We start from the raw sequence: 26186 nt of genomic DNA, 5'->3' as shown, positions 1-26186 counted from the left end.
GAGTTGTGAATAAGAGTCGAGTACGAGTAAAAAATTCTTGTATATCAACAGGTTATAAGATAGATTTATACACAAGAAAAACCCCTGAAAACGGGGATTTACAAGCTAAATTGTGGATAACAGTCGAGTTATACACATCCTTATCCACAAATCAACCACATTGGTGACTGTCTTGATAACATATCCACAACGTATTCTTATGATACCAAAAACGGAGGGAAACTGCAATTGCTTATCCACAGAAAGTTAGCTTGTGGATAGGGGTCTTGTTGATAACTATCCCCACGATTTTGTACTTCTTATTTTGATTCTACTTCCTACCTACTAGGGAATGTGGATACTATTTTTTTTCAAAAAATTCCTGGATTTATATATATAGGTAAGAACTGCTGAAAGTAGCGAAATTTCTTGACATCTTTCGGATCATTCTCTATAATAGACAGGTAATGGTACGAAATTGACGATAGCCTTGCGTTTAATCGTGAATGATATACGCAGTAGGACAGGAGGTGCAATAATGAAAAGAACTTTTCAACCAAAAAAACGACAAAGATCGAAAGAACATGGATTCCGTAAGAGAATGGCAGCGAAGAGTGGAAGAAACATTCTAAAAAGAAGACGAACAAGAGGCAGAAAAAAATTAACAGCATAACAAAGGTCACTTTTTAGTGGCCTTTTTATTCAATTATGGAGTATATGTCCAATGGGTACGATCTTGATGATCAAAAAGAGTCGTGAGTTTGCAAAGGTATATAGGAGAGGAAAGTCTCGAGCAAATCGTCTTTTGGTTTTGTATCAAAAGCCAAATGGAGAAAACATTGCGAGGATTGGCTTTTCTATATCAAAGAAAGTAGGCCACGCCCCTGAACGAAATCGATTAAAACGTGTTTTAAAAGAAATTTATAGACAAAATGATTATGATCAAGCAACAGGAAATGATCTGGTTGTTATTGTGCGAGCAAACGCAAATGGCGCATCGTATGAAGAACTTGAAAGCGCAATGGAACATATCATGCGAATTTCAAAGGTGAAAAAGCGGTGAGAGTATGAAAATGATTGCGATTTTTCTCATACGAGGGTATCAGAAGTTCATATCGCCAATGCTGGGAAAAAACTGCCGGTTTTATCCGACTTGTTCACAGTATGCGATTCAAGCGTATCAGAAATATGGTTTTTTTAAGGGAACATATCTTTCTGTTCGAAGGGTATTGAAATGTCACCCGTTTCATCCAGGCGGATATGATCCTTTAAAATAAGAGAATTCGAGAAATGGGGACCCTAGATGACAAATTTTCTGGCGACGTACTTAGGCAAGCTACTACATTTTATCTATACAGCAGTGAATGCAATTGGCCTTGATTTTGGCTTTTTATCAGCCTTTTCAATTGCTATTATTATTACAACAATAATTTTCAAATTTTTGATGGTGCCATTAATGGGCAAACAACAAAAATCTATGGTGGAAATGCAGCAGATACAACCACACTTACAGGAGCTGCAAAAAAAGTACAAAGATGATCCAAAAACATTACAATTGAAAACTGCGGAAATTTATAAAGAGCATGGAGTGAATCCCTTAGGTGGATGTCTACCGCTTTTGATTCAATTTCCGATTATTATTGCCTATTTCGGTGTCATGCGAGATCCGATTCGTTACGTATTTAGTGGCGATCAAGCGTTTTATGATTCATTAAATCATGCGTTTTTATGGGTTAAAGATATTAGTGTAGCTGAGAATTTTGTATTTGCAGATGGTGTTGTAAACGGTATTTCCTTGGGCGGCTTATCCTTGCCTTTGCTTGGAGCAGCAATTCCAGTCATGGCCTTGGTAGCGGCATTTACAACCTATTTGATGAGTAAGACGACGGCAGCGCAACAATCATCTTCATCAGGCGGTCAGGATATGGCACAATCCATGAATCGATCCATGATGATCATGATGCCTTTAATGATTTTCTGGTTTGCGTTGAACTATTCAGTTGGTTTAACTATTTATTGGACGATCAGCAATGTTTTCTCTGTATTCCAATACAAATACTTCTATGCAAAATATCGAAAGCCTAAGGCTGAATAAACGTCGCGGAAGCGATGAAAGGCGGAGGATTGCGATGAGAGAAATTATCAAAACGGGTAGTACCGTGGAAGAAGCAATTGAAATGGCTTTAGAGGATTTAGATTTATTGTCAGAGGACGTTAGTGTTGAAATTTTAGAGGAACCCGGGAAAGGATTTTTGGGTCTGGGTGGAAAAGAAGCAAAGGTGAAGGTAATTGCTGATAAGGATCCTGTTTTTATGGCAGAGCGATTTTTAACGGAATTATTGTCACAAATGCAAATTAAATCCGAAGTGGAAATCGAACGAGAATCTGGACAGCTCTACGTTGAAATTATTGGTGAGAATCATGATGACATGGGTGTGATTATTGGCAAGCGTGGAGATACCTTGGATGCAATTCAATATCTTTTGAGTTTGATTGTCAACAAGGGACGGGATCAATATATTCGTGTATTGCTTGATACAGAGAATTACCGTGAAAAACGCGAAAGAACCTTAATTGATTTGGCCAATAAAATGGCAAATAAAGCGGTACGGAGAGGACGAAGCGTGAAGCTTGATCCGATGAATCCATACGAGAGACGAATTATTCATTCAGCTCTGCAATCCTTTGAGGGAATTTCGACATACAGCGTTGGGGATGATCCCTATCGACGCGTTGTTATTGACATCAAATAAGAAACCCAGATTGCTGGGTTTCTTTTTTCGTAAATTGGTAAAGAAACGAGGAGAACAATGAAAGAATCAACCATAGCTGCAATTGCAACCGCGCCCGGTGAGGCGGGTGTAGGAATTGTACGCATTTCAGGAGAAGAATCATTAAGGATTCTAACCCAACTTTTTTTCCCTCAACGAGGTGAAAAAATTGCAAGTAAAGATAATAGAAGAATGATCTTTGGCCAAGTGAAGGATCCAAAGTCTTTGGAATTGGTGGATGAAGCTTTGGCGGTATATATGGTTGCCCCTCAAACCTACACACGGGAGGATGTGGTTGAAATTCAATGTCATGGCGGTCTTGTTGCCGTGAAGAAAATTTTGACTCTCTGCCTTCAAGCTGGTGCGGAATTGGCGGGTCCAGGAGAATTTACGAAGCGTGCATTTCTGAATGGCCGATTTGATTTGGCGCAAGCTGAGGCTGTGATGGAATTGATTTCTGCCAAAACCAATGCGAGCTATCAAAATTCGCTGAAGCAATTGTCTGGAAATTTGTCTGAGCAGGTGTTGGGCATTCGTCGGAATCTTTTAGAGGTGCTTGCAAGCATTACGGTAGCAACTGATTTTCCTGAAAATGAGGACGAAGCAATAACCGTTCAACGAATGAAGGGATTTTTGGTATCAGCTCAACTTGAGGTTGAACGATTGCTAGAGACTGCGGAAACGGGAAGAATTTTGCGTGATGGGGTGAAAACTGTTATTTTGGGGAAACCAAATGTAGGGAAATCATCTTTAATGAATGCGCTTCTGCGAGAGAATCGAGCGATTGTGACGGAAGTCGCTGGAACGACACGCGACTCATTGGAAGAATATGTAAATCTTCATGGTGTTCCTTTGCGACTAATTGATACGGCAGGGATTCGTGAAACAAATGATCAGGTTGAGAAAATCGGAGTTGATCGTGCAGTTGACTGGGTGGGACGTGCGGACTTATTGGTTGCCGTCTTTGATAAATCGAGTCAATTGGAAGAGGAAGATCATCGTGTACTTGCTTTGTTAAGTGAACGGAAGGCGATTATCTTGTTGAATAAAAGTGATTTGGAAGAATGTATTTCCCGGGAAATAATGGCCAAAGAAGTTCCCAATGCGATGATTATCGAAACATCCATGGCAACCCAGCAGGGTTTAGAAACCTTTGAAAATGCGATCAAAGACTTATTTTTTCATGGAGGAATTGATCTACATCATGAAACTGTGATATCAAATGTTAGGCATAAGAACTTGCTGCAAAAAACCTTGGATAGTATGCAGGAGGCGATTCAGGCGATTGAAGCTGGTATGCCGGTTGATTGTTTTGAAGTAGATGTAAAAGATGCGTGGCAAAGTCTTGGAGAGATCAGCGGGGATGCTGTAACGGAAGATGTGTTGGATCAGGTCTTTCAAGAGTTTTGTATTGGGAAGTAGAGGAGGTTTCTATGCAATTTGGCAAGCAATATGATGCAGGAAAATATGAACTTGTTGTAATTGGAGCAGGTCATGCAGGCTGTGAAGCTGCATTGATTGGAGCAAGAATGGGCATGAAAACCCTATTGCTTACGATTAGTTTGGATTCAGTTGCTTTTATGCCCTGCAATCCTTCTATTGGTGGAACGGGAAAGGGTCACTTGGTGCGAGAAATCGATGCTTTGGGTGGAGAAATGGGCATCAATACGGATGCAACCCTGATACAAAGCAGGATGTTGAATACTTCAAAGGGACCAGCCGTTTTTTCCCTTCGGGCTCAGGCCGACAAGCAGGCCTATCAAACGCGCATGAAACAAGTGATCGAGGCGCAGGAGAATTTAGATTTAAAGCAGAATGAAGTCATTCATATTGACTTAGAAAATGGCTTGGTGCAAGGTGTTCTATGTAAAACGGGAGCATACTATCAGACCCAGGCAGCGATTATGGCAACAGGAACCTATCTGGGCGGAAAGATTTTTATTGGCGATATGCATTATGAAGGCGGGCCCAATGAAATGCGCGCAGCCATGTATTTGACGGAAAATTTGGAAGCAGATGGAATTCAATTCCGACGTTTCAAGACAGGAACACCGGCAAGAATTCATAGCGATAGCATCGATTATTCTAAAATGGAAATTCAGGAAGGCGATCAACCCATTGTGCCCTTTTCTTTTTTAACGAAAGCCATTGAGCGAAAGCAAGTTCCTTGTTATTTGGCCTATACCAACTTAGATACCCATGGAATTATCAAAGAGAATATTGGACGCTCTCCCCTCTATACGGGTGCGATTCAAAGTACGGGACCTCGCTATTGTCCATCAATTGAAGACAAGGTGGTTCGATTTGCTGATAAGGACAGGCATCAGATTTTTATAGAGCCGGAAAGCCTTGCAACGAAAGAGATGTATGTACAAGGGTTGAGTTCTTCCATGCCTTCGGAAGTCTATATGGAATTCTTAAGGTCCATACCTGGATTGGAGAAGGCCGAGGTGATGCGGGAGGCTTATGCGATTGAATATGATTGTATCGATCCGACTGATTTGAAACCAAGTTTGGAGCGCAAGGATATTTCGGGACTGTATTTTGCTGGACAAGTAAATGGTTCATCTGGATATGAAGAGGCTGCAGCCCAGGGCTTGATTGCCGGGATTAATGCGGTTGCCCAGATTCGAAATGAAGAAGCCTTTGTTTTGGATCGATCAGAGGCTTATATTGGGGTATTAATTGATGATTTGGTAACCAAGGGAACCAATGAGCCCTACCGCATGATGACTTCGCGATGTGAGTATCGCTTAACCCTAAGACAGGATAATGCCGATTTGCGACTTACTCGTAAGGGATATGAGGTCGGATCTGTTTCTCAGGAGAGATTTTCCGCTTTTGTAGAGAAAGAGGAGTCGATTGAGCGCGAGTTGGACCGATTAAAGGGGATTATGGTCAATCCAACAGAAGAGAATAATCAAAAAATGGTAGAAATTGGTAGTTCCGCTTTAAGAACAGGACTTACCTTTTCTCAAGTTTTGAAACGACCTGAGTGTAACTATAACAGTATGCGAGTGTTTGATCCTGAACGCTCAGCACTGTCTGCAGACATTACGCAGCAAGTTGAGATTCAAATAAAATATGAGGGTTATATTCAAAAACAACAACGTCAAATCGAGCAATTTAAGCGTTTAGAAACAAAATTTCTTTCAGAGACCATTCCCTATGAAAAAATTCAGGGTTTGCGGATCGAAGCGCAACAAAAATTAGCAGCGATGAAACCTCGATCGGTTGGGCAAGCCTCTAGGATTTCCGGCGTATCTCCAGCGGATATAAATGTCTTGTTGGTTTATCTTGAACAAGAAAGAAGAAAGAAGGGACAAGGATGAAGGATCGTGAGCGCTTAGTGGCAGGAGCACGGACAATGAATGTGGAGTTGTCTGAAAAGCAAGTGGAAGTATTTATGAGGTTTCGAGATCAACTACTGGAACGAAACAAGCTTGTAAATTTAACTGCAATTCGTGAACCAGAAGAAGTGATTACTAAACATTTCTTGGATAGTCTGTGTGTTTTTGCCACTGAGTCGATAAAATCGAAGACAAAAGTTCTAGATGTTGGAACCGGTGGGGGATTCCCTGGAATCCCTATGAAGATTGCTGATCCGAGTTTGCGAATTGATTTGCTAGATAGCTTGAAGAAAAGATTAACATTTTTGGATGAAGTGATCACAGAGAATCAGTGGACAGATATTCAGACCTTGCATGGCCGTGCGGAGGATTTTGCACAAAATCGGAAGTATCGCGAGCAATATGATCTGGTCGTATCTCGTGCTGTGGCGCGTCTCACGATTCTCTTGGAGTATTGTCTGCCTTATGTAAAGCTAGGAGGGCTTTTCTTGGCTTTGAAAGGTCCTATGCTGGATGAGGAAATTGATGAAGCAAAACGTGCTTTACTTGTTTTGGGTGGACAGATTGAAAAAATGGTAGAGGTGAAAATTCCCTATACGGATCTTTCTCACCGAATTCTTGTGATCAAGAAGATTAAGTCGACGCCTAAGAGTTATCCGCGACAGGCTGGAAGGCCAAGAAAAGAGCCGATCATCTAAGGAGGTACAGACGTGAATGAGCAGGTTATGATTCATATGCTTTCCATTAGCCAAATCTCACCAAATCCAGATCAACCCAGGGCACATTTTGATTCTTCTCACCTAGAGGAATTGGCAAATTCAATTCAAAATCATGGGGTTTTTCAACCCGTGCATGTGCGGCGTCAAGGTGATCGTTTTGTTCTGATTGCAGGTGAGCGGAGACTGAGAGCGTCTAAACTTGCAGGGAAAACGCAAATTCCCGCAATTATCGTAGATGTAGGGGATCAGACTTCGGCCGCTCTTGCTATGGTCGAAAACTTACAAAGGCAAGAGTTGAATTTTTTGGAAGAAGCATTGGGATATCAGGTGTTAATTAAAAAATATAGGATGACGCAAACCAAAGTCGCTCAAATGATGGGAAAAAGTCAATCAGCGGTTGCGAACAAATGTAGACTTCTTAAACTTTCTGACGAGGTACTTGATGCAGTGAGAGAAAAAGGGCTGACGGAACGGCATACTCGAGCTTTATTGATGTTGACAAAAAAAACCTTGCAATTGCAAGTAATCAATCAAGTTGAGAAAAAACAGCTTACCGTAAAGGCGACAGAGAATCTGGTTGAGCGGATTCGCATGAAGGAGAAACTGGAAGCGCAAACTAAGAATCAAAAGATTAAGATGAAGATTAATCCAAGAATTTACCTGAACACCTTAAAAAACGCATGGAAAACCATAGAAGATACGGGTGCTGCAACAGAATACAAAGAAATTGATCATGATGAGTATGTTGAAGTTGTGATTCGAATAAAAAAGTAAAGCATGTTTCACGTGAAACATGCTTTACTTTTTTTATTGATGATTTTTGTGCAACAATGCATGGGATTCTCTGTTTTCATAAGATCCTGTACGGGGATTGCATATATATTCAATTAACGTTCCTTCCGGATGAAAGCGTAGACGTTCCAAAACGCGAATGGAGCCAATATTATCGGGATGAGTAATGGCTTGAATTCTGCGCAGATGTAAAACATCAAAAGCGATATGAATCATCATTTTTGCAGCCTCTGTTGCAATTCCCTGTTTCCAATAGTCTGGGATCAGCGAATAACCTAAGAAACAATGATCTTTATGAATTTGGTGGAGCGAAATAATACCAGCAAATTTTCCATCGACAAAAATCCCTCGCGCGATTCGCTTATATTGTGCAGATTGTAAGAGTAGATGCGTATAATATGCTTGAGCATCTGCAAGGGTTTTAAATGGCTTCATGGCTTGATAACGAACGACTTTTTGATTCGAAAATAGTGGGATCAATTCCTCAGGATCAAATTGATTCAAGGGTTTCAAGATCAATTGATGTTTCACGTGAAACAATTCATGTAGGAAGAGCTGATCCATTGCTTTCGTCAGGCTCTTTTTCAAAACAATTTCATCTTGAACCTTGATGCCATCAATAAGTTGCGGGAAGTCTAGCTTTTTATCGTGAGACAGAGAGATGGCATGGGGATGTATCTGAATTATTGAATAATGATGTTGTTGGTAAAACTGCAGTGCTTTTAGATCTGCATTGCTTGTTGTGACTCGAATCTCATCTACTTTTTGATTTTTTGCCAGCTGTTCTAGTTCTAGAAGTAAGTGATCTTCAATATTTCTCTCAGAGTTACTAGCAAATAAAGAAAGTATTTCAATATATTGCGAATGGATACGGTAGCTAAGCCATCCAGTCGGTTTAGACTCAAAGGCGACTAGTACGGGCGATGACAGCAGATCGACAACTTCTCCATAAATCACGATCGAAGATGGCTCCCATTGTTTTGGAAAGGCATTTATTAGGTCAGTCGATGGATAGGATTGATGTATAATTTTCATAGAAGCCTCCTTATAGTTATAGTGTACTAGATTTTATTGAATTTGAAAATATTTCCCGGGCAATAAGCTCGGTTTCTTCTGTTTTTCATAGAAGGAATCAAGTATAATAGAGAAGAATGATCCTTGGAGGGTATAAAATGGGAAGAGCGATAGCAATTTTTAATCAAAAAGGCGGCGTTGGCAAGACGACAACAATTATTAATCTTGCAGCTGCGTTGGCAGAGTCAAAAAAAAGAATTTTGATCATTGATATGGATCCACAGGCAAACTCGACGAGTGGGCTTGGGATTGATCAAAACATTGTAACCGATTCGATTTATGATGTGTTGATTCACGAAACTTCTGCAAAAGAAGCCGTTCTTCACACCGAGACTAAATATTTGGACTTGCTTCCTTCGAGTATGGATTTGGCAGGTGCAGAGATCGAGTTGGTCTTTCAAGAGCAATGGGAGCATCGACTAAAAAAAGCAATTGAACCCCTAAAGACAGAGTATGACTACATCTTTATTGATTGTCCTCCATCATTAGGGGTGCTGACGATTAATGCGTTGGTGGCCGTCGAAAGCTTTTTGATTCCGATTCAGTGTGAGTATTATGCATTAGAAGGTGTTGGGCATTTGATGAAAACGTATAAATTGATTAAAAAATCAATGAATCCAAATTTGAAAATCGAGGGTGTTGTCCTTAATATGTACGACCGGAGGAACAATCTATCAATTCAGGTAAAAGATGAGGTGGTTCGATATTTTAAAGATCGGGTTTTTCAAGTGGTCATACCTCGGAACATACGTTTGGCAGAAGCGCCTAGTTATGGCAAATCGGTTATTGAATATGATCCGAGTTCAAAGGGAGCGCGTGCATATCGTAACCTAGGGAAAGAATTTTTGCGTCGAGAGAGGAGATAGTCATGAAAAAGGAACGAGGATTAGGACGAGGATTATCGGCATTGATCGCAGATGATTTTCAACTTGACGAGAAGAAGGAACAGAGAATTGTGGAAATTTCCTGTTCGTCCATTGAACCCAATCAATCTCAGCCTCGACGTGTTTTTGAAGAATCGGCTTTACTGGAATTAAAGGAATCAATTCGAGTTCATGGTGTTTTACAGCCGATACTGGTAAGAGAGAGAAATGACGGTTATGAATTGATTGCCGGAGAACGGCGTTGGCGTGCCTCTATGATGGCGGGACTTGAGGTGATTCCAGCGATTGTACGTTTCTTTTCAGATGAAGATTCTGCTGCGATTGCTTTAATTGAAAACTTGCAGCGTGAAGACTTGAATCAGATCGAAGAGGCACATGCCTATCGAGAACTGATTGATCGATTTGGATTTACTCAAAAAACAATCGCTAGCCAGATTACAAAAAGTCGTGTTCATGTAACCAATACCTTACGTTTGCTACAATTACCCAAGCCCATTTTAGAGTGGGTGAGTAAGGGGGATTTGAGTGCGGGACATGGCCGGGCCTTATTGGGCTTGGAAACGGAAGATGCACAAATTAAGGGTGCTAAATTATCAATTGAAAGGGGATTTTCCGTTCGCCAAACAGAAAAGTGGGTGCGGAATGCGCAAATCGTATCCCCCAAAAGGATAAATAAGGAAAAAAACATTCATGTTCGAGCAGTGGAAGAGGATTTAGAAAATGCCCTTGGCCGAAAGGTACGGATCAAAACATCTCCTTCCGGCCAGGGTACGATTAGCTTAGAGTTTTATAATGGAGAAGATCTTCAACATTTGATTGAATGGATGGGAAAAACTGAAAAATAGAGAAAATTTGAGTTGGGAAACCAACTCTTTTTTTTGTCAAAAAGTGGGGTAAAAGGCAAAAAAAATAATGTTACGAAAATTTAACAACAAAACTAGAAAAAGGACCGAGAAAACGTTTACAAAGAAAATATAGTGTGGTATGATAAGATCAAATTTCGGATTTTACCGAAAAATGACCAGTATTTTATAAAAAAGGAGGGATCATGGTCATGGATAAAAAGGTTTGGGGCATGATTTTTGGTGTTTTTGCTGTTGCAGGACTGCTCTTAATGATGTAGTATATATACTGGAGGGGAATTTGTTTCCCAATTAACTTAGTTTACAATCCCTTAATATAAACATGCATTGATGTTGTTTAAGTCCTACGTGAGTAGTTCCTTGAATAGCAGCAAAAAACCTAGGAGAAATCCTAGGTTTTTTGTTTTGTATGAAAAGCAATATGCTATAATAAATCGGTAGAGAGGGTGGAAAAATGATTTATTTTGATAATGCAGCGACCTCATATCCAAAACCAGAGATCTTATATCAGGAAATTGGGCATCGAATGAAAAAATATGGTGCTAATCCTGGGCGTGCGGGACATGAATTCGGGCTTAGAACCAATCGTGCGATCTATGAAACGAGAGAATCCTTGAATCAGATTTTCAATGGAATCAATCCTTTGCATTTTATTTTTACGGCGAATGCAACAGAAAGCATTAATCTTGTGATTTTGGGTCTTTTGAAAGATGGAGATCATGTAATTGCTACTGAAACGGAGCATAATTCAGTTTTACGACCCCTGGAGTTAGCAAAAACTCGTGGCGTTAGGGTTTCTTATGTGTCGGTGGACGATTCTGGTTGGATCGATCCAAAAGATATTGAGAAAGAAATTTGCCCGCAAACTAAGTTGGTCGTCTGTACCCATGCTTCTAATGTAACGGGGGCGATTCAGCCAATTGAGGAAGTTGCAGTCATAACGAAAGCTAGGGGTGTGTTATTTATGGTGGATGCAGCTCAATCTGCTGGCATCATTCCCATTGATTTAGCGACGACAAAGATAGATTTTTTGGCCATTACGGGACATAAAAGTCTATATGGTCCTCAAGGGATTGGCGCGCTATATGTTCGAGATCCCAAGAGCTTGCCAGTGATTAAGACTGGAGGGACTGGTAGCCGGTCGTCCGAGCTGATTCAGCCGGATGTGATGCCGGATCGATTTGAATCGGGTACTTTGAATACACCTGGGATTTTAGGCTTGCAAATGGGTTTAGACTTTGTTCAATCAAGGGGACAGGATAAATTATATATTCAGGAGTATGAATTGGTACAGGTATTGATGAAGGGACTGGATAAAATTCCGGGGGTAGAAATTTATGGTCCAGCAATTGGCCAACCACGTGTACCGGTAGTCTCCTTTAACATTGGAGATTTGGATTCTGCCGAAATCAGTTATGTTTTGGATGATAAGTTTGAGATCGTCACCCGTGGTGGGTTGCATTGTGCGCCCTTGATTCATAAAAGAATGGGAACGCTTGGACAGGGTGCCTTACGTGTGAGTATTGGTGCATTTAATGTGAGAGAAGAAATTGATCGCTTGCTAGAGGGGATCCTTGCGATACAAAAAATGACTTAGGAGTGTATATGGAAACTTTTTTTCAAGTGTATGGTAATTTATGGATGGCAGGAACTGGCGTAATAGTGATTGTCTTCATGATAATTGTAATTATTTTATGGATGAAACTGCGGAAAACTCAGCGTATGATTCAACAAATTCTTCCGGAATCGGAAGCCAGTTTTATTGAAATTCTTGATAAACAACAACGATGGAATCAGGTGGTGGATGGAGCAATTTATGCATTGCGTAAAAAGGATCGCGATTTACAGGAAAATTTGAATGGCGCCTTGCAACATCGTGGGATTGTAACCTATCGTGCCTTTGAGAATGGTGGCCGCGAATTAAGTTTTTCTTTGGCTGTTTTAGATTCAAAGCAAAATGGTTGGCTACTCTCAAGTCTCTATATGGGAGCCGAAGGCTCTTCAGTCTACTTTAAATCGATTGAAGCAGGAAAATCTCATGAACGATTAACACCGGAAGAGGAACAAGCCCTTCAGCAAGCCAAAAAGAAATTATCTTAAAATTCACAAAGAGGATTGACAAGCGCTTTCCTCTTTGCTAATATTGGTATATACAACATATCAATATGAGGTGGCGTAATGGTCTGGTCAACAGAAAAGCGAAATATTAAAACAATGGACATTGATATCTGCAATAGTTTAGAGATTGTAACAATTATCAATGAAGAAGATCAAGGCGTTTCTTTAGCAGTGAAGTCAGAATTACCATTTATCGCAGAGGCGGTCGATAAAACAGTCCATGCGATTCAAAATGGAGGGCGTCTGATCTATTTAGGGGCGGGAACAAGTGGACGATTGGGTGTGCTAGATGCATCGGAGTGTCCGCCAACATACGGGACAGATCCTTCATTGGTGCAAGGTTTGATAGCAGGTGGTAGCCATGCCCTCACAAATTCAGTTGAGAATGCAGAAGACTCCACAGAGCAAGTAGTCAAGGATTTGAAAAACATTTCATTTACCGGTAAGGATATTTTAGTTGGAATTGCTGCTAGTGGTCGAACGCCTTATGTATTAGCGGGATTAGCTTATGCCAAGGAAGTAGGTGCTGATACGATTGCTTTAGTGACCAATAAGAACACGCCGATTGGCGCAGTAGCTGATATTGAGATTGCCGTGGAAGTAGGACCAGAAGTAATTACGGGTTCGACAAGGATGAAATCCGGTACTGCTCAAAAAATGGTATTGAATATGCTGTCTACCGCAGCAATGGTTCGCTTGGGAAAGGTGTATGGAAATTTAATGGTTGACGTTAAAACTGCCAATAGTAAGCTTTACACACGAGCGGAACGGATTGTCATGCAAGCAACTGATGCTGATGAAGAAATGTCAAAAAATGTTTTACAACAATGCGATTATCATGTGAAAACAGCGATCGTTATGATCCTTTGCGATTGCGGAGTTGATGAGGCGAAAAAACGGCTGGAATCCAAAAATGGATATATACGGGAAGCGCTCAAGTAAGCTTCCTTTTTTTAAGAGTCACATGCAAACGTTGTCTTTTACTTGGAAAGTCTCAAGTGAAATAAAAATCATAAGGAGGAATTATTTGGATGGGTGATTATGGATTTTTAACTGCTCTGATCTTAGGAATCTGGGCATACTTCTCCATCATCGGAGCCTTGGCAGGCTGGGGAACTGCGGAAGCGTTGGTCTCTGGTTTTATCACAGGTCTGGTTGTTGGTGATGTGAAATTGGGTCTTGAAATTGGTGCGACATTAACGTTGATGTCTTTGGGCATGGCGACTTACGGTGGTGCAACAATTCCAGATTTCAATACAGCTGCAATTATTGGTACTGCAATCGGTGCGGCTGCTGGCGGTGCAAACGCAGCAGAGCTCGGTTTAGGGATTGCGATCCCGGTGGCCTTATTTATGACGCAATTGGATGTACTGGGGCGTGCAACAACGACCTTCTTTATGCATGGTGCAGAACAAGCCTTGGAAAAAGGAAACTTGAAGTCGCTTGAAAAATGGCATCTGATGGGTACCATTCCTTGGGGTTTGTCTCGTGGTATTCCAGTTTTCTTGGGTGTACTAGCCGGTCAAGCGGTTATTGACAATGTTGTTAATGCGATTCCAGCATGGTTTATGCATGGAATGAGAGTAACAGGTAGTGTTCTTCCCGCTTTAGGTTTTGCGCTTCTGCTTTCTATGATGAACTTGAACAAAAACTGGCCATATGCACTAATTGGCTATGCATTATTTGCATACCTTGGAGTTCCAACATTAGGTTTGGCATTTATTGGTTTGGCATTAGCCTTCATTATTACAAAAAACAGAGGGGGTGTAGCGAATGTCTAATGAGAGAAAGCTAGATCAAGCGACCCTGAGAAAGATGGCTTTGCGCCATAATATTTCACTTCAATGGTCATGGAACTATGAACGTATGCAAGCCTTGGGATTCGCATATTCTTTGATCCCGGCATTTGAGAAATTGTATGATACAAATGAAGAGCGAGTTGCAGCTGTTCAACGTCATATGCAATTCTACAATACACATCCATCTATGTCTGCAATCGTTTTTGGTGCGGCAACGGCCTTAGAGGAAAGCTATGCAACAGACGCAGCCGAAAGCATTAAAATCGGCTTAATGGGACCTCTTGCTGGTATCGGTGATACCCTTCAATCTGTATTGATGCGACCAATCATCGGTGTAATTGCAGCCGGATTGGCAGCTGAGGGAAGTGTTTTTGGTCCAATTTTAATGTTTATCGCACAATTCTTCTGGTTCGCTATTCGATTCCCATTATTTAATTGGGGATATAAGAAGTCGATTGGCTTAATTGGTGAAATGGTTGGCGAAGGCATCATTAACAAGGTGACTGAAATTGCAACAATTTTGGGTCTTGTTGTTATCGGTGGATTTGTTCCATCAATTATGGCAAGAGTGAAGACGCCTTTGGCTTACACAAAAGCATTTGAAGGTGGCGAAAAGGTCATCGCGATGCAAGATGTACTGGATGGAATCCTACCTTATATGATTCCGTTGCTGCTCGTTGGTTTCAGTTACTGGTTACTCACAAGCAAAAAATTCTCTCCTTTGAAAACATTGCTTGCATTGATCGTTGTCGCATTTGTCGGCTCGATAGTTGGAGTGCTGTAAAAAGGTAGTTGGTTGCTCCCTTTACGCAAGCCGTAAAGGGAGTTTCTTATATAAAGAATTTTTGGAGGATAAAATGGTAGGAATTATTTTAGCAAGCCATGGTGGAATGGCAAAGGGAATGTTGGAGTCCGCTCAAATGATTATGGGAGAACAAGAACAAATCCAAGCTCTTGCTTTAAATCCGCAGGATGATCCGCTATTATTAGCGGAAAAAATGAGAGAAGTTGCAAAAAAGGTTGATACTGGAGACGGGGTTATCTTAATGGTTGATTTAATGGGGGGCTCTCCTTCTAATGCGTCCGCGTATTTGGCAAAAGAGGGTGTTCCAGTAATTACGGGAATGAGCCTACCGATGCTTCTAGAATTATTGGGCATGCGATTCGAATTTTCGGAATCTTTAATTGAGCATGTTATGGAAGCAGGGAAAAGTGGTATTATGGATATAAGAACAATTTTGGGGGTGAAATAATGGTAAAGCATATGAGAATTGACAATCGATTGATTCACGGTCAAGTAACAACAACCTGGGTTGGACAAATTAATGCAGACTTGATTATGGTCGTGAATGATAAGGTATCAAAGGACCCGATCCAAACGGTGATGCTTCCGATGGCGGCTCGAGGTGTAAAAACCTTGGTGCTGAGTATTGAAGATGCTATCAAGTTTATCCAAGAAAATGAAAAGACGAAGATTATGATTGTTGCTAAATTTGGTACAGATGCCTTGGCGTTAATGGAAGCAGGTATTCGACCTGTTGAAGTGAATATGGGCAATCAAGCACCATTGCCGGGAACCAAGTATGAAATGGTAACAAAATCGATTGCAGTCACAAAAGAGGATGCATCTGTTTATCGAAAAATTGCTGAATTGAATGGTGGCTCGTTGACAACTCAAATGATGCCTTCTAATCCCAAGCAGGACTTTGTGAAATTGATGGATGCTAAAGGATTATAGGGGGAGTTAAGAATGCTCGAATTTGGATTTTCAAAATCATGCATCACACCCCAACTACCAATATCTTTAGGCGGCTATGCCGACCGTCAAGGAGAGGCAAGGGGTGTGCACGATGATCTATTTGTGCGGGCATCTTATCTGAAAGCTGATGGCAAGCAATGCATATTGCTTGCCTTTGACTTGTTAATGATGGATGATGCCTATTATCAGCCTATGCAAAAGGAAATTGCTCAAGCCTTGCAAATGAAACTTGAGAATGTTTTACTGGCAACTACACATACACATTCTGCTCCCCTTTTTATTGAACAAGATACCTTCGGGAAGGTGAGTGACGATTATTTTCAGCAGGTGAAAGAGGCAGCCCTTGCAACAGCTAGTGCGGCTTGTGCACAAAAGCAAGCCGTTAAGACTGGTTGGAGTCAGACAAAATTTTCAGGTGTTGGTAGAAGTCGGCGAAGTGGAGATCACGAAGGTGATGTTGTATTGACCCTTTTGTCTTTTGTTGATCTTGAAGATAAGCCTCTTGCAACGATTATCAATTACAACTGCCATCCGACGGTACTCTCTGCAGAAAATCTAGAAATATCGGCGGAATATCCAGGTGCTGCGATTCGTATTTTGGAAAAATCGAAGCCTGGAGAGTTTCTCTTTGTTAATGGTGCGGCCGGTGATGTCAGCACGCGGTTTGTTCGAAAAGAACAAAGCTTTAATGAGATGGAGCGATTGGGGAAATTATTGGCAGATCAGGTGAGTGAAGCATTAGAAGACATGGACTATCATCAGGAAAAATCGTTCTCGATTTTTACCCGGGAAATAAATCCAAAAGTAAGGGAGCTTCCATCGGTGGATACCTTGAATCAGATGATTGAAGAAGCATCTGATAAAGAAGAGAAACTGAAGCAAAAGGGTGCTGAACCTTCGCAATTGCGTCTTGTGCACACGCAGCTTCAAGGTGCATATGTTCAAAAAATGCTTAGCCAAGTACTGAATGAGCTGGATCATACGGTAAGAGTGGCTGCCATCAATATTGGTAAGGGTTCCTTGATCTTTGTTAATGGGGAATGGTTTTCTGGACCGGCAGCTGGACTAATGAAAGAGTCGCCTTACGCGATCACGGGGATTGTGGGATATACCAATGGAATCGTGGGGTATTTTCCTGATCGACAGGCCTTTGAAGAGGGTGGATATGAAGCCTTATCATGTCGATTTGCTCCAGGAATTGCAGAAAGGGTAGAAGAAGAAGGACGTATTTTGTTGGAAATGTGTAGCACTTTATCGGAGTAGTTGTACTATCAACATAACAAGTGAAAGAAATGGGGGAGACTTATGAAACTGTCAGGAGAAGTGTTTTTTCGTGCATCGGAAGAACGGGTAGAAAAGCTAGTCACATCGCAGTGGGATGCAATCATTGAAACGGGGAAAGAACTTGCCCGTGTGATTGAAGAGGATGGTGTCATTCATATTTTTGGTACCGGCCATTCTGAGTGTTTTGCCATGGAGCTGGTATTTCGTGCCGGTGGATTGGTTCCCATGCATCGCATGAGTATTCAAGACCTTGCTCTGCGCGGGAAATTGGATCCAGAGAAACTGAAAGACCCGATGATCGAGAGAACACCAGAAATTGCTCATCAATTGTGGGATCTATATCGAGTGGAGCCCAAGGATGCTTTTATTTTGGTTTCGAATTCTGGAATCAATCCGACCATTATGGAACTGGCAACGATCATTAAAGCAAAAGGACATCGCTTAATTGTTGTTACCAGCATGGAGCATAGTCAGGCCCAGGAATCTCGCCATGAAAGCGGTAAGAAGTTGTATGAAATGACACCTTGGGTGATCGACAATTGCGGACCCGAAGGGGATGCATTGATCGAAGTTGGTAATGGGATAAAAGTTTGTTCAATTTCCTCGATTACAGGTGCGTATATTGCGCAGATGCTGACAGCTGAAATTTTTAAAGACTTGAAGCAGACGGGCTCTACGCCACCGATTTTAATCAGTGCCAATGTGAACGGGGCGGATGTCCACAATGATCAAGTTTGCGCCCGATATGACGGTCGCTGGAACGCCTAGGGGGTGGAGAAAATGGTGAATGCAAAGAGTTTTCTAGAGGCAGCAAAGAAGCGTGTCAATCGTATTGAAGAGACGCAAATGGGTGTAATCGAAGAAGCAGCGAAATTGCTAGCGGAACGCATCAACAAAGGCGGTGTGATTCATATTTATGGGAGTGGACATTCTGCTTGTTTCGCAATGGAATTGAGCTGCCGAGCTGGTGGATTGGTACCCATGCACCGAATTGTTAACCAAGATCTTGTGCTGAGGGGCGCATATACCCATGAAGAATTTACAGATGGAAAATTTGAAAGAAGAGAAGGAGTGGCAGATACCTTCTGGGGATTGTATAATATACAAAAGGAAGATGCTTTCATTATTGTATCGAATTCAGGTCGAAATGGTTTAATCTTGGATATGACCCTGAAAGCAAAGGAAATGGGACTTCCTGTTATTGCAGTAACCAGCATGGAACATACACAATCAGTTGAGAGTCGACATTCCTGTGGCAAGCGGTTGTTTGAATTGGGCGATCTTGTTATTGATAACTGTGGGCCAACGGGTGATGCGTTATTGGAAGTCGAAGACCTGCCCATGAAGGTTTGTTCGATCTCATCCATTACAGGCGCCTATATTGCTCAAGCTTTGACGGCTGAAATCTATCAACGATTGGTAGAGTATGATCAAGTCCCACCGGTTTTAATCAGTTATAATGTGGCTGGTGCAGATGAACATAACAAAAAAATACTAGAAGCTTATGAAGGTCGTTGGAATTCGTAAGCGGGAAGAGAGGAACCGATGCGAAAGGTACAGAAAGAAAACCCGATCCCCTTATACTATCAATTGAAGGATATAATCTTGGAAATGATTGACAACATGGAGCTTCAGGCAGGAGATCCAATTCCACCGGAACGGGAATTGTGCGAGATCCATGGGATCAGTCGAATGACAGCGAGGAAGGCCATCGATGTGTTGGTTAACGAAGGTGTCATTTATCGAGAACAGGGAAGGGGTTCTTTTGTCGCGGAGCCAAAGATCAATCAGCCAATTTCGAAACTCGTTGGATTTACGGAAGACAACAAGAGTCGTGGCAAGCGGACGGAAACCAGGCTTCTTGATTTTGAAGTCAAACCCGCCACCAAGATTTACGCACAGCGTCTTCAGATCCCGGAGGGGAGCTTGATTATCAAGGCACGCCGCTTGCGTACATCCGATGGAGAGCCAATTAGCATTGAGAGTATCCATGTTCCCAAGGCGCTCTTTCCGGATTTGACAGGAGAGATGATTGATAACAAGTCGTTCTATACTCTGGTTGAGAAGCAATATGGTTTTACATTGGCTTATGCCAAGCAAACGATAGAACCGTTAATTATCAACGATTATGATTCTGAACTCTTGAATCAGGAAGAGAAGGCTTTGGGATTGTTATTTAGACGGACAACTTTTGTGAAGAGCGGAAAGATTATTGAGTATACCAAGACGGTGTACCGGAGCGATCGGTATCGATACGAAATCACCCTAGATCGATAGAGAGTTATGTCAAAGATATGCTTGTCATAAATTCATGCAGAAAACAGTCTTTTTCGAAAAGGGGAATAACTTATTGGATGAAGAGCAAAGTGGAGGAATGAAAAATGGCAAATTTTACTTATATGAAACATGCAATTGCATTGTTAGAAAAAATTGATCAAGAACAAGGTGAACAGATGAAATTGGCAGCAGAGTGGGTTGCGGACAATATTCGGGAAGATCGGATGATTCACGTATTTGGAACGGGACATTCACATATGATTGGGATTGAAATGTTTGTTCGTGCCGGAGGTTTAGCCAATGTTAATGCCATGTTGGATCCGGATGTATTGACATCAAATGGGGCAAGACGAAGTGGCGCTCTTGAGAAATTACCAGGTCTAGCGGATATTCTCTATGACCAATATGATATTCGTTCGGGTGATATTATGATTATTATTTCAAACTCTGGTAGAAACGCGATGCCGATTGAAATGGCTATGCGTGCACAGAAAGAGGGATTGAAGGTAATTGCTTTGACAAATTTGAAGCAATCCGAGCAAATTACGAGCCGCCATCCAAGTGGAAAGCGATTATTTGAATGTGCAGATCTTGTGATTGATTCTTGTGTGCCGTTTGGCGATGCGATGATGGAGGTCGGTGGAGTGCCTACTGCACCAGGTTCAACGATTTCTGGGGTAGCAACCATTAATGTGATTGTTAATGAAGCGATGATGGCTTTGGCGGCAGAGGGTCATTCACTTCCGGTATTTGCCAGCCAAAATGTTGATGGCTTTAATAATGATGCGCTCTATGAGAAGTATGTAGGACGCGTGAAACATATCTAGGTGTTTTATGAATTGGAGATTTCGAAAACTTGAACAAGGAGATTTTCCCCTGCTGTTCCAATGGATGAATAATGATGAAGTGAAACGTTGGTATACAAAGGGGAGTATTAATCTGGCTCGAATCGAAGAAAAATACTTGCCTTGTGTGAAAGGGACATCACCAAAGCTTACAAGGATTGCGATTTTGGATGGAGAAGCGATTGGTTTTTTGCAAGCTTATTCCATAAGCGATTATCTGGCATATGCGACTCAGGTGGGAATTAGGGATAGTGTAGGAATTGATCTGTTTATTGGAGACTCTGAGCGGGTCAACAAAGGGCTTGGGAGTAAGATGTTGAAAGTGTTTGTGGAAGAGGTACTTCCAATTTATTTTTCGGAGAAGATTGCTGTGATTGGACCAGAACCAGAAAATAAACGGGCGATTCGTGCTTATGAGAAAGCAGGCTTTCATTTTTCTCATCAAATCGAGAATCCAAGAGAAGAAATGCATGAGTATTTAATGAGACGAAAAATTCCGTAAAAAAGGGAGATTTCGGTTGACAGAAATGATCCAATTGAGATATGATTACCGCAGTAAGTGAATCTTTAAATCAGTACGAGAGACTGGAAAGGTTGACGCATTAGGAAAATACTATTTATTTGCGGCTATTTACGACCTTTCTTGATTTTCAAGGAAGGTCTTTTTTTATCCATTTTTAATTTTGCCCTGAGAGGCAAAGAAGGAGGATTTTATGATTGGCAGACATTTGATAGAACCAAGAGATTTTTCGGTAGAGGAATTGGAGGCAATCTTCCAATTGGCAGAGAAAATAATTGCGTCACCAGAAACCTACGCGGATGTATGCAAAGGGAAATTATTGGCAACGCTGTTTTACGAACCATCCACACGAACTCGCTTTTCTTTTGAAGCAGCCATGTTGCGTTTGGGCGGATCCATTATTGGTTTTGATGATCCCAATGCATCTTCAGCAGCCAAGGGTGAAACCCTGTCGGATACGATTCGAACCATCTGCGCCTATGCAGATGCGATTGTTATGCGACACCCGCGAGAGGGTTCTGCAAAGCTGGCGTCGGAGTCTTCCAACAAGCCATTGATCAATGCCGGTGATGGCGGGCATCAGCATCCAACCCAAACCCTGACGGATCTTTTGACTATTCGACAGGAAAAAGGCAGACTTGAAAACCTGACCATCGGGGTGTGCGGAGACTTGAAATTCGGACGCACCATTCACTCTTTGATCCGCGCCATGAATCGATATGATGGCATTCAATTTGTCTTTATCTCTCCCGATGAGTTGCAATTGCCAAGCTATGTGAAGGATGAAATCACCCATGCAAGTTTTGAAGAAACGAAAAATATGGAAGCCGTCATGGGCCAACTAGATATTCTGTATATGTCACGGGTGCAAAGGGAACGCTTTGTATCGGAAGAAGAGTACCTTCGATTGAAGGATATTTACATTCTTGATGCAGCCAAGATGGAAAAGGCAAAACCGGATGCGATGATTCTTCATCCCCTGCCGCGTGTCAATGAAATCTCGGTAGAGGTTGATCAAGACCCAAGAGCCAAGTATTTTGAACAGGCTCATTATGGAATGATTGTACGAATGGCTTTACTGATGAAAGTCTTGGGGGTGATTGAAAATGATTAATGTATCGAAGCTCAAAAAAGGATTGGTCATCGATCATATTGCAGCCGGCAGCGGTTATCGAATCTTTCGACAGCTGAAGCTCGATGAACTAAATGACGTGGTTATTCTTATGCGAAATGTGCCCAGTCAAAAAATGGGCAAGAAAGATGTGATTAAAATCGAGAATCACATTAACTTGGACCTGGAAGTCTTGGGGTTGATTGATCCTCATGCGACGATCAATGTGATCGACAATGGAAATCGAACAAAGAAGATTCGCCTAGCCTTGCCCAAACGCGTAGAGGGCATTCTAAAATGCAAAAACCCCCGATGTATTACCCAATACGAAAAGGTGGATGCGCCAGTATTTTATCTGGCAAACGAAGAGAATAAAACATACCGATGCAGTTACTGCGATTCTCCAACGCAATTTGTGGAAGGAGATTTGGGATGAAGAAATATATAAATTTGCATCTTGTGGATGCAAATGTAGACTCATTTGGAGACTTGTGGGTTAACGAAGAAGGAAAAATCGAAAAAATTGTGCTCCGCTCATCCATTAGAAAGGAGAGTGAAGAAGGGGATTTTGATGGATGGGGACTTACCTGCATGCCATCCTTTATCGATCTTCACGGTCATTTTCGAGAGCCGGGACAGGAACGAAAAGAAACCATACAATCCGGCATTCAATCCGCTGCAAAGGGCGGTTTCGGTCTGGTGGTTGCCATGGCCAATACGACGCCGATTTGCGATGAGGCGGAACTGATTCAGGCCAACCAGGAAAAGGCACGGAGGCTTGGGCAAGCAGAATACCTGCAGGTTTCAGCTCTTACAATCGGATTCGGAGAAAGTCCGGTAGACTATACTGCGATTCGCCCACTGACTCGACTCTTTTCCAATGATGGCAAACCCATTGATCGCCCAAGTGTTATGGTCAAAGCCTTGGAGGACTCACTAAAGCATGATTTTTTACTCATGGTTCATCAGGAACCGGAAGAGGAAATGATCCGTCGAGATCTTTTGTTGGCTGAGGCGGTTGGCGGCAATCTTCATATTTGTCATGTCAGTACAAAAGAGTCGGTTGATCTGATTCGATCGGCGAAAAAAAGAGGAGTGAAAGTGACCTGCGAGGTAACACCTCATCATTTATACTGCGCCAACGAAACATATCGGGTGAATCCGCCCTTTGGCACTGAAGTAGATCGACAGGCCTTGATGGATGGTTTGAAAGACGGTAGCATCGATTGTGTCGCGACAGATCATGCGCCGCACACGGAAGAAGACAAGGCTGCGGGATCACCGGGAATTACTGGCTATGATGCAGCATTCTCACTGGTTAGAACGGCGCTACCGGATGCATCCTTATGCGAGATCAGCAAATGGATGAGCGCGAATCCTGCTGCAATCTTGGGCGCTGACAGAAGAAATGCTGAAGGAAGGCTGGAAGTTGGTAAGGAAGCGAATTTCGTGTTTCTACGTCCAGACCAGCCACGGATCCTAAATACATTCTATTCAAAATCAGATAATACGCCTTTTGTAGGCGATAAGGTCTTGGGTGTGATCGAGCAAACGATCCGGAAGGGAGAACGAATTGATGAAAATGCATGAATTAGCCATTAGAAGTGAGGAAAAGGGTCCGGTTTGTTTGGGCCTTGATGTTCGAGAAGCCTATTTGCCTGAGATATTAAAGAATGACAAAGGATTATCGAGAGAAGAAAAAATCTTTCAATTTAATAAAGAAATTATTTTGCATACAGAAGAGGCTGTTGCCTGCTTCAAGGTGCAGATTGCTTGCTATGAAGCCCTTGGTTTAGAAGGACTTAGAGCCTATGCGAGAACCCTTGAATTTGCGAGAGAACGGGGAAATATCGTGGTTGCCGATGTGAAGCGTGGCGATATTGCATCCACTGCGGGCATGTATGCCCAAGGCCATTTTAGTGGAGACTTTGAGTCGGATATTATGACCGTGAATGCTTATATGGGAGAGGATGCGATTACACCATACTTCCCACACATAGAAGAGCAGGGCAAAGGACTTTTTGCCCTTTTGCGGACCTCGAATCCATCGGCGGTTGATTTTCAAGAGTTAAAGACGGATCAAGGACCGCTTTATCTGGAAGTGGCTCGCAAGATTGAAGAATGGGGTGGAAGACTGCCTCGCCAAGGGAATTTCAATGCCATCGGCGCGGTTGTTGGATTAACAGCGCCTGAAGCCTTTGAAGAGATTCAAGCGGTTATGCCTCACACCTTCTTCCTTGTGCCGGGATACGGCGCACAGGGTGGAACAGGGAAAGACTTGGCAAGGGTGTTGACGAAATCCCGCTGTATGGTGGTCAATTCTTCCAGAGGACTCATTACCGCCCATCAGGGTGTGGAAGAGGGCGCTGATTTTGCCAAGGTGATTCAAGCCAAGACAGAAGCCATGCGAGAGGAGATCTTGCAATGGGTGTAGACGGGACGGCAGGAAATGTCCTATCGATTCAAGAGGTGGGTGAAGCAATCGTCCATTTGACGGTTGCGACAGAAACAAGGCCAAACCCCGGACAATTCTACTTGCTGCGAGCATGGCAGGAAGCGCCGCTTTTGGGCAGGCCTATCAGTGTATTTGATTATAGTGAAGGAAAGGTTGAATTTGTCTTCAAGATTGTTGGAAAAGGGACAGAGATTTTAGCGAAACTAAAGGTGAACGACAAACTCCAGCTTCAGGGTCCTTTCGGGAATGGATTCCCGGAAGTAGAAGGGAAGATCTTGTTGATTGGTGGAGGCCTTGGCAATGCACCGCTCCACGCAACGGCAAAAGTCTTAAAGGCAAAAGGACAAGAGGTTGATTTGCGATTGGGTTTTGCAGAAAAAATCTATTTGGAAAAAGAATTCAATCAAGCCGCTACCAATACGCAATTTGTGGTTGGGGGTCTTGTGACGAACGGATTAAATATCAGAGATTATGATGCAGTTCTTACCTGTGGCCCCCATCCCATGATGGAAGCCGTGGTTAAGATGGCGCACCAAGCGGGAATTCCAAGCTATGTTTCCATAGAAAAGCGAATGGCATGTGGTATTGGCGCTTGTCTGGTCTGTACCTGCAAAACGAAAAGTGGCAACAAAAAGACCTGCAAGGATGGTCCAGTATTTGAAGGGGAGGAAATTTTTTATGAAGACGAAGATAAAATTTCTTGATCTGGAACTGAAGAACCCCATCATTGCGGCATCCGGTACCTTTGGTTTTGGCGAGGAATATGCGGAACACTACGATATTGAAAAGCTAGGCGGGATCAGCTACAAGGGACTCACCTTGGATCCACGAGATGGCAATGACGGCATTCGTGTGTGGGAAACACCAGCAGGGATGATGAACAGCGTTGGTCTAGAAAATCCAGGTGTTGATGCCTTTGCTAGGAAGATCTGGCCACGCATTCAAGATCGAAACCTGATTTCTGTGGTGAATCTGGGGGGAAGCACCCTGGAAACTTATTTGGAAGGTATTCGAAGATTGGAACATTGCGATTATGATATTTTGGAATTGAACATTTCTTGTCCGAATGTCAAAGCGGGCGGTATGGCCTTTGGTACGGAAGCAAAAAGTGCGGAGCGGATTACTCGTGCAGTTCGCATGACGACTCAGAAGCGTCTGATGGTGAAGCTGTCTCCGAACGTAGGAAATATTGGCGAAATTGCCAAGGCCTGCCAAGCGGGAGGTGCCGATGCCATCAGCTTGATCAACACGGTGCAAGCCATGGCGATTGACACTAAGTCACGAGAAATTGTATTTAATAATACCTATGCAGGGCTTTCTGGACCTGCGATTCGACCGATTGCCCTTCGCATGGTCCATCAAACGGCCAAGGCAGTGAACATTCCGATTGTCGGGATGGGCGGTATTAGCAATGCCGATGAAGTCATACAGTTTCTGATGGCTGGCGCAAGTGCCGTACAAATTGGAACCGCATTTTTTACAAATCCGGATCAGATCTTTCAAATTCCAACCGAGTTAGAAATGTGGATGGAAAAAGAAGGGGTCCAATCACTTGAAGAGATTATTGGAATTGTCTAAAGGAGGCA

General features: G+C 42.4%; 31 protein-coding genes. 30 read left to right on the top strand and 1 reads right to left on the bottom strand.

Features of this window, described 5'->3' with window-relative positions; translation table 11 throughout:
- The first annotated feature begins 517 nt into the window (after nucleotides 1-517).
- From rpmH to AC25CA_RS16775, 9 genes are read left to right on the top strand one after another with little or no spacing between them, the layout of a single operon-like run.
- The gene (rpmH, locus tag AC25CA_RS16815) at nucleotides 518-652 is read left to right on the top strand and encodes a 50S ribosomal protein L34 (RefSeq protein WP_486815005.1); all 135 of its coding nucleotides are present in this window, start codon (nucleotides 518-520) and stop codon (nucleotides 650-652) included.
- A gap of 51 nt (nucleotides 653-703) precedes the next feature.
- Nucleotides 704-1042: a ribonuclease P protein component gene (gene rnpA / locus AC25CA_RS16810; RefSeq protein ID WP_486815004.1), complete on the top strand. Its 339-nt coding sequence runs from the start codon at nucleotides 704-706 to the stop codon at nucleotides 1040-1042.
- Nucleotides 1043-1046: 4 nt separating this feature from the next.
- A complete protein-coding gene (gene yidD / locus AC25CA_RS16805) occupies nucleotides 1047-1256 on the top strand; it encodes a membrane protein insertion efficiency factor YidD (protein ID WP_486815003.1) in 210 nt (69 codons plus the stop codon).
- A gap of 26 nt (nucleotides 1257-1282) precedes the next feature.
- Nucleotides 1283-2074, top strand: coding sequence for a YidC/Oxa1 family membrane protein insertase (locus tag AC25CA_RS16800; RefSeq protein ID WP_486815002.1), 792 nt, complete (start codon nucleotides 1283-1285; stop codon nucleotides 2072-2074).
- A 34-nt stretch (nucleotides 2075-2108) separates the two neighbouring features.
- A complete protein-coding gene (jag, locus tag AC25CA_RS16795) occupies nucleotides 2109-2732 on the top strand; it encodes an RNA-binding cell elongation regulator Jag/EloR (RefSeq protein WP_486815001.1) in 624 nt (207 codons plus the stop codon).
- 57 nt (nucleotides 2733-2789) lie between these two features.
- Nucleotides 2790-4172: a tRNA uridine-5-carboxymethylaminomethyl(34) synthesis GTPase MnmE gene (gene mnmE, locus AC25CA_RS16790; protein ID WP_486815000.1), complete on the top strand. Its 1383-nt coding sequence runs from the start codon at nucleotides 2790-2792 to the stop codon at nucleotides 4170-4172.
- An 11-nt stretch (nucleotides 4173-4183) separates the two neighbouring features.
- Nucleotides 4184-6082 (top strand): tRNA uridine-5-carboxymethylaminomethyl(34) synthesis enzyme MnmG, encoded by a 1899-nt coding sequence (gene mnmG / locus AC25CA_RS16785; protein ID WP_486814999.1) that lies wholly within the window; start codon nucleotides 4184-4186, stop codon nucleotides 6080-6082.
- Complete coding sequence (gene rsmG / locus AC25CA_RS16780; RefSeq protein ID WP_486814998.1) at nucleotides 6079-6798, top strand: 16S rRNA (guanine(527)-N(7))-methyltransferase RsmG; 720 nt, start codon at nucleotides 6079-6081, stop codon at nucleotides 6796-6798. The genes mnmG and rsmG overlap by 4 nt, the downstream gene beginning before the upstream one ends.
- 12 nt (nucleotides 6799-6810) lie before the next feature.
- Nucleotides 6811-7593, top strand: a complete 783-nt coding sequence (locus AC25CA_RS16775; protein WP_486814997.1) for a ParB/RepB/Spo0J family partition protein — start codon at nucleotides 6811-6813, stop codon at nucleotides 7591-7593.
- Nucleotides 7594-7626: 33 nt separating this feature from the next.
- Here AC25CA_RS16775 and AC25CA_RS16770 read toward each other — a convergent pair whose 3' ends face one another.
- A complete protein-coding gene (locus AC25CA_RS16770; RefSeq protein ID WP_486814996.1) occupies nucleotides 7627-8646 on the bottom strand; it encodes a GNAT family N-acetyltransferase in 1020 nt (339 codons plus the stop codon).
- A 137-nt stretch (nucleotides 8647-8783) separates the two neighbouring features.
- On the opposite strand from AC25CA_RS16770, the gene AC25CA_RS16765 reads away from it, so the two are divergent.
- The 21 genes from AC25CA_RS16765 to AC25CA_RS16665 all read left to right on the top strand — a co-directional run bounded on the left by AC25CA_RS16765 (nucleotide 8784) and on the right by AC25CA_RS16665 (nucleotide 26178).
- Nucleotides 8784-9551: a ParA family protein gene (locus AC25CA_RS16765; RefSeq protein WP_486814995.1), complete on the top strand. Its 768-nt coding sequence runs from the start codon at nucleotides 8784-8786 to the stop codon at nucleotides 9549-9551.
- Between the two features lie 2 nt (nucleotides 9552-9553).
- Complete coding sequence (locus AC25CA_RS16760) at nucleotides 9554-10414, top strand: ParB/RepB/Spo0J family partition protein (RefSeq protein ID WP_486814994.1); 861 nt, start codon at nucleotides 9554-9556, stop codon at nucleotides 10412-10414.
- 472 nt (nucleotides 10415-10886) lie between these two features.
- On the top strand, nucleotides 10887-12029 hold the full coding sequence (locus tag AC25CA_RS16755) for an aminotransferase class V-fold PLP-dependent enzyme (protein WP_486814993.1): 1143 nt from the start codon (nucleotides 10887-10889) through the stop codon (nucleotides 12027-12029).
- 8 nt (nucleotides 12030-12037) lie between these two features.
- Nucleotides 12038-12532, top strand: coding sequence for a DUF4446 family protein (locus tag AC25CA_RS16750; RefSeq protein ID WP_486814992.1), 495 nt, complete (start codon nucleotides 12038-12040; stop codon nucleotides 12530-12532).
- Nucleotides 12533-12610: 78 nt separating this feature from the next.
- Nucleotides 12611-13492, top strand: coding sequence for an N-acetylmuramic acid 6-phosphate etherase (murQ, locus tag AC25CA_RS16745; protein ID WP_486814991.1), 882 nt, complete (start codon nucleotides 12611-12613; stop codon nucleotides 13490-13492).
- 89 nt (nucleotides 13493-13581) lie between these two features.
- A complete protein-coding gene (locus AC25CA_RS16740) occupies nucleotides 13582-14331 on the top strand; it encodes a PTS mannose/fructose/sorbose/N-acetylgalactosamine transporter subunit IIC (RefSeq protein ID WP_486814990.1) in 750 nt (249 codons plus the stop codon).
- Complete coding sequence (locus AC25CA_RS16735) at nucleotides 14324-15133, top strand: PTS system mannose/fructose/sorbose family transporter subunit IID (RefSeq protein WP_486814989.1); 810 nt, start codon at nucleotides 14324-14326, stop codon at nucleotides 15131-15133. The genes AC25CA_RS16740 and AC25CA_RS16735 overlap by 8 nt, the downstream gene beginning before the upstream one ends.
- Nucleotides 15134-15206: 73 nt before the next feature.
- Nucleotides 15207-15602 carry a PTS sugar transporter subunit IIA gene (locus tag AC25CA_RS16730; protein ID WP_486814988.1) on the top strand — a complete coding sequence of 132 codons (396 nt, stop codon included), beginning with the start codon at nucleotides 15207-15209 and terminating at the stop codon, nucleotides 15600-15602.
- Nucleotides 15602-16087, top strand: coding sequence for a PTS sugar transporter subunit IIB (locus tag AC25CA_RS16725; RefSeq protein ID WP_486814987.1), 486 nt, complete (start codon nucleotides 15602-15604; stop codon nucleotides 16085-16087). Before AC25CA_RS16730 ends, AC25CA_RS16725 begins: the two co-directional genes overlap by 1 nt.
- 12 nt (nucleotides 16088-16099) lie before the next feature.
- Nucleotides 16100-17371: a neutral/alkaline non-lysosomal ceramidase N-terminal domain-containing protein gene (locus tag AC25CA_RS16720; RefSeq protein WP_486814986.1), complete on the top strand. Its 1272-nt coding sequence runs from the start codon at nucleotides 16100-16102 to the stop codon at nucleotides 17369-17371.
- Nucleotides 17372-17413: 42 nt separating this feature from the next.
- The gene (locus AC25CA_RS16715; RefSeq protein WP_486814985.1) at nucleotides 17414-18160 is read left to right on the top strand and encodes a sugar isomerase domain-containing protein; all 747 of its coding nucleotides are present in this window, start codon (nucleotides 17414-17416) and stop codon (nucleotides 18158-18160) included.
- Between the two features lie 12 nt (nucleotides 18161-18172).
- Entirely contained in the window at nucleotides 18173-18919 is a 747-nt protein-coding gene (locus AC25CA_RS16710; RefSeq protein ID WP_486814984.1) for a sugar isomerase domain-containing protein, read from the top strand.
- An 18-nt stretch (nucleotides 18920-18937) separates the two neighbouring features.
- Nucleotides 18938-19669 carry a GntR family transcriptional regulator gene (locus tag AC25CA_RS16705; RefSeq protein WP_486814983.1) on the top strand — a complete coding sequence of 244 codons (732 nt, stop codon included), beginning with the start codon at nucleotides 18938-18940 and terminating at the stop codon, nucleotides 19667-19669.
- 104 nt (nucleotides 19670-19773) lie between these two features.
- On the top strand, nucleotides 19774-20496 hold the full coding sequence (locus AC25CA_RS16700; protein WP_486814982.1) for a sugar isomerase domain-containing protein: 723 nt from the start codon (nucleotides 19774-19776) through the stop codon (nucleotides 20494-20496).
- Nucleotides 20497-20503: 7 nt separating this feature from the next.
- On the top strand, nucleotides 20504-21016 hold the full coding sequence (locus tag AC25CA_RS16695; protein ID WP_486814981.1) for a GNAT family N-acetyltransferase: 513 nt from the start codon (nucleotides 20504-20506) through the stop codon (nucleotides 21014-21016).
- 211 nt (nucleotides 21017-21227) lie between these two features.
- Nucleotides 21228-22148 (top strand): aspartate carbamoyltransferase, encoded by a 921-nt coding sequence (pyrB, locus tag AC25CA_RS16690; RefSeq protein WP_486814980.1) that lies wholly within the window; start codon nucleotides 21228-21230, stop codon nucleotides 22146-22148.
- Complete coding sequence (locus AC25CA_RS16685) at nucleotides 22141-22581, top strand: aspartate carbamoyltransferase regulatory subunit (protein ID WP_486814979.1); 441 nt, start codon at nucleotides 22141-22143, stop codon at nucleotides 22579-22581. Before pyrB ends, AC25CA_RS16685 begins: the two co-directional genes overlap by 8 nt.
- The gene (locus AC25CA_RS16680) at nucleotides 22578-23735 is read left to right on the top strand and encodes a dihydroorotase (protein ID WP_486814978.1); all 1158 of its coding nucleotides are present in this window, start codon (nucleotides 22578-22580) and stop codon (nucleotides 23733-23735) included. Before AC25CA_RS16685 ends, AC25CA_RS16680 begins: the two co-directional genes overlap by 4 nt.
- Nucleotides 23722-24579 (top strand): orotidine-5'-phosphate decarboxylase, encoded by an 858-nt coding sequence (gene pyrF, locus AC25CA_RS16675; RefSeq protein ID WP_486814977.1) that lies wholly within the window; start codon nucleotides 23722-23724, stop codon nucleotides 24577-24579. The genes AC25CA_RS16680 and pyrF overlap by 14 nt, the downstream gene beginning before the upstream one ends.
- Nucleotides 24570-25304: a dihydroorotate dehydrogenase electron transfer subunit gene (locus AC25CA_RS16670; RefSeq protein ID WP_486814976.1), complete on the top strand. Its 735-nt coding sequence runs from the start codon at nucleotides 24570-24572 to the stop codon at nucleotides 25302-25304. The genes pyrF and AC25CA_RS16670 overlap by 10 nt, the downstream gene beginning before the upstream one ends.
- A complete protein-coding gene (locus tag AC25CA_RS16665; protein WP_486814975.1) occupies nucleotides 25279-26178 on the top strand; it encodes a dihydroorotate dehydrogenase in 900 nt (299 codons plus the stop codon). The genes AC25CA_RS16670 and AC25CA_RS16665 overlap by 26 nt, the downstream gene beginning before the upstream one ends.
- Nucleotides 26179-26186: the final 8 nt, after the last annotated feature.

The sequence above is a fragment of the Gottschalkiaceae bacterium SANA genome (assembly GCA_036323355.1).
Lineage (GTDB): Bacteria > Bacillota > Clostridia > Tissierellales > GPF-1 > GPF-1.
Note: the sequence above shows the minus strand (reverse complement) of the source record. Positions and strands in the feature narration are given on the sequence as shown.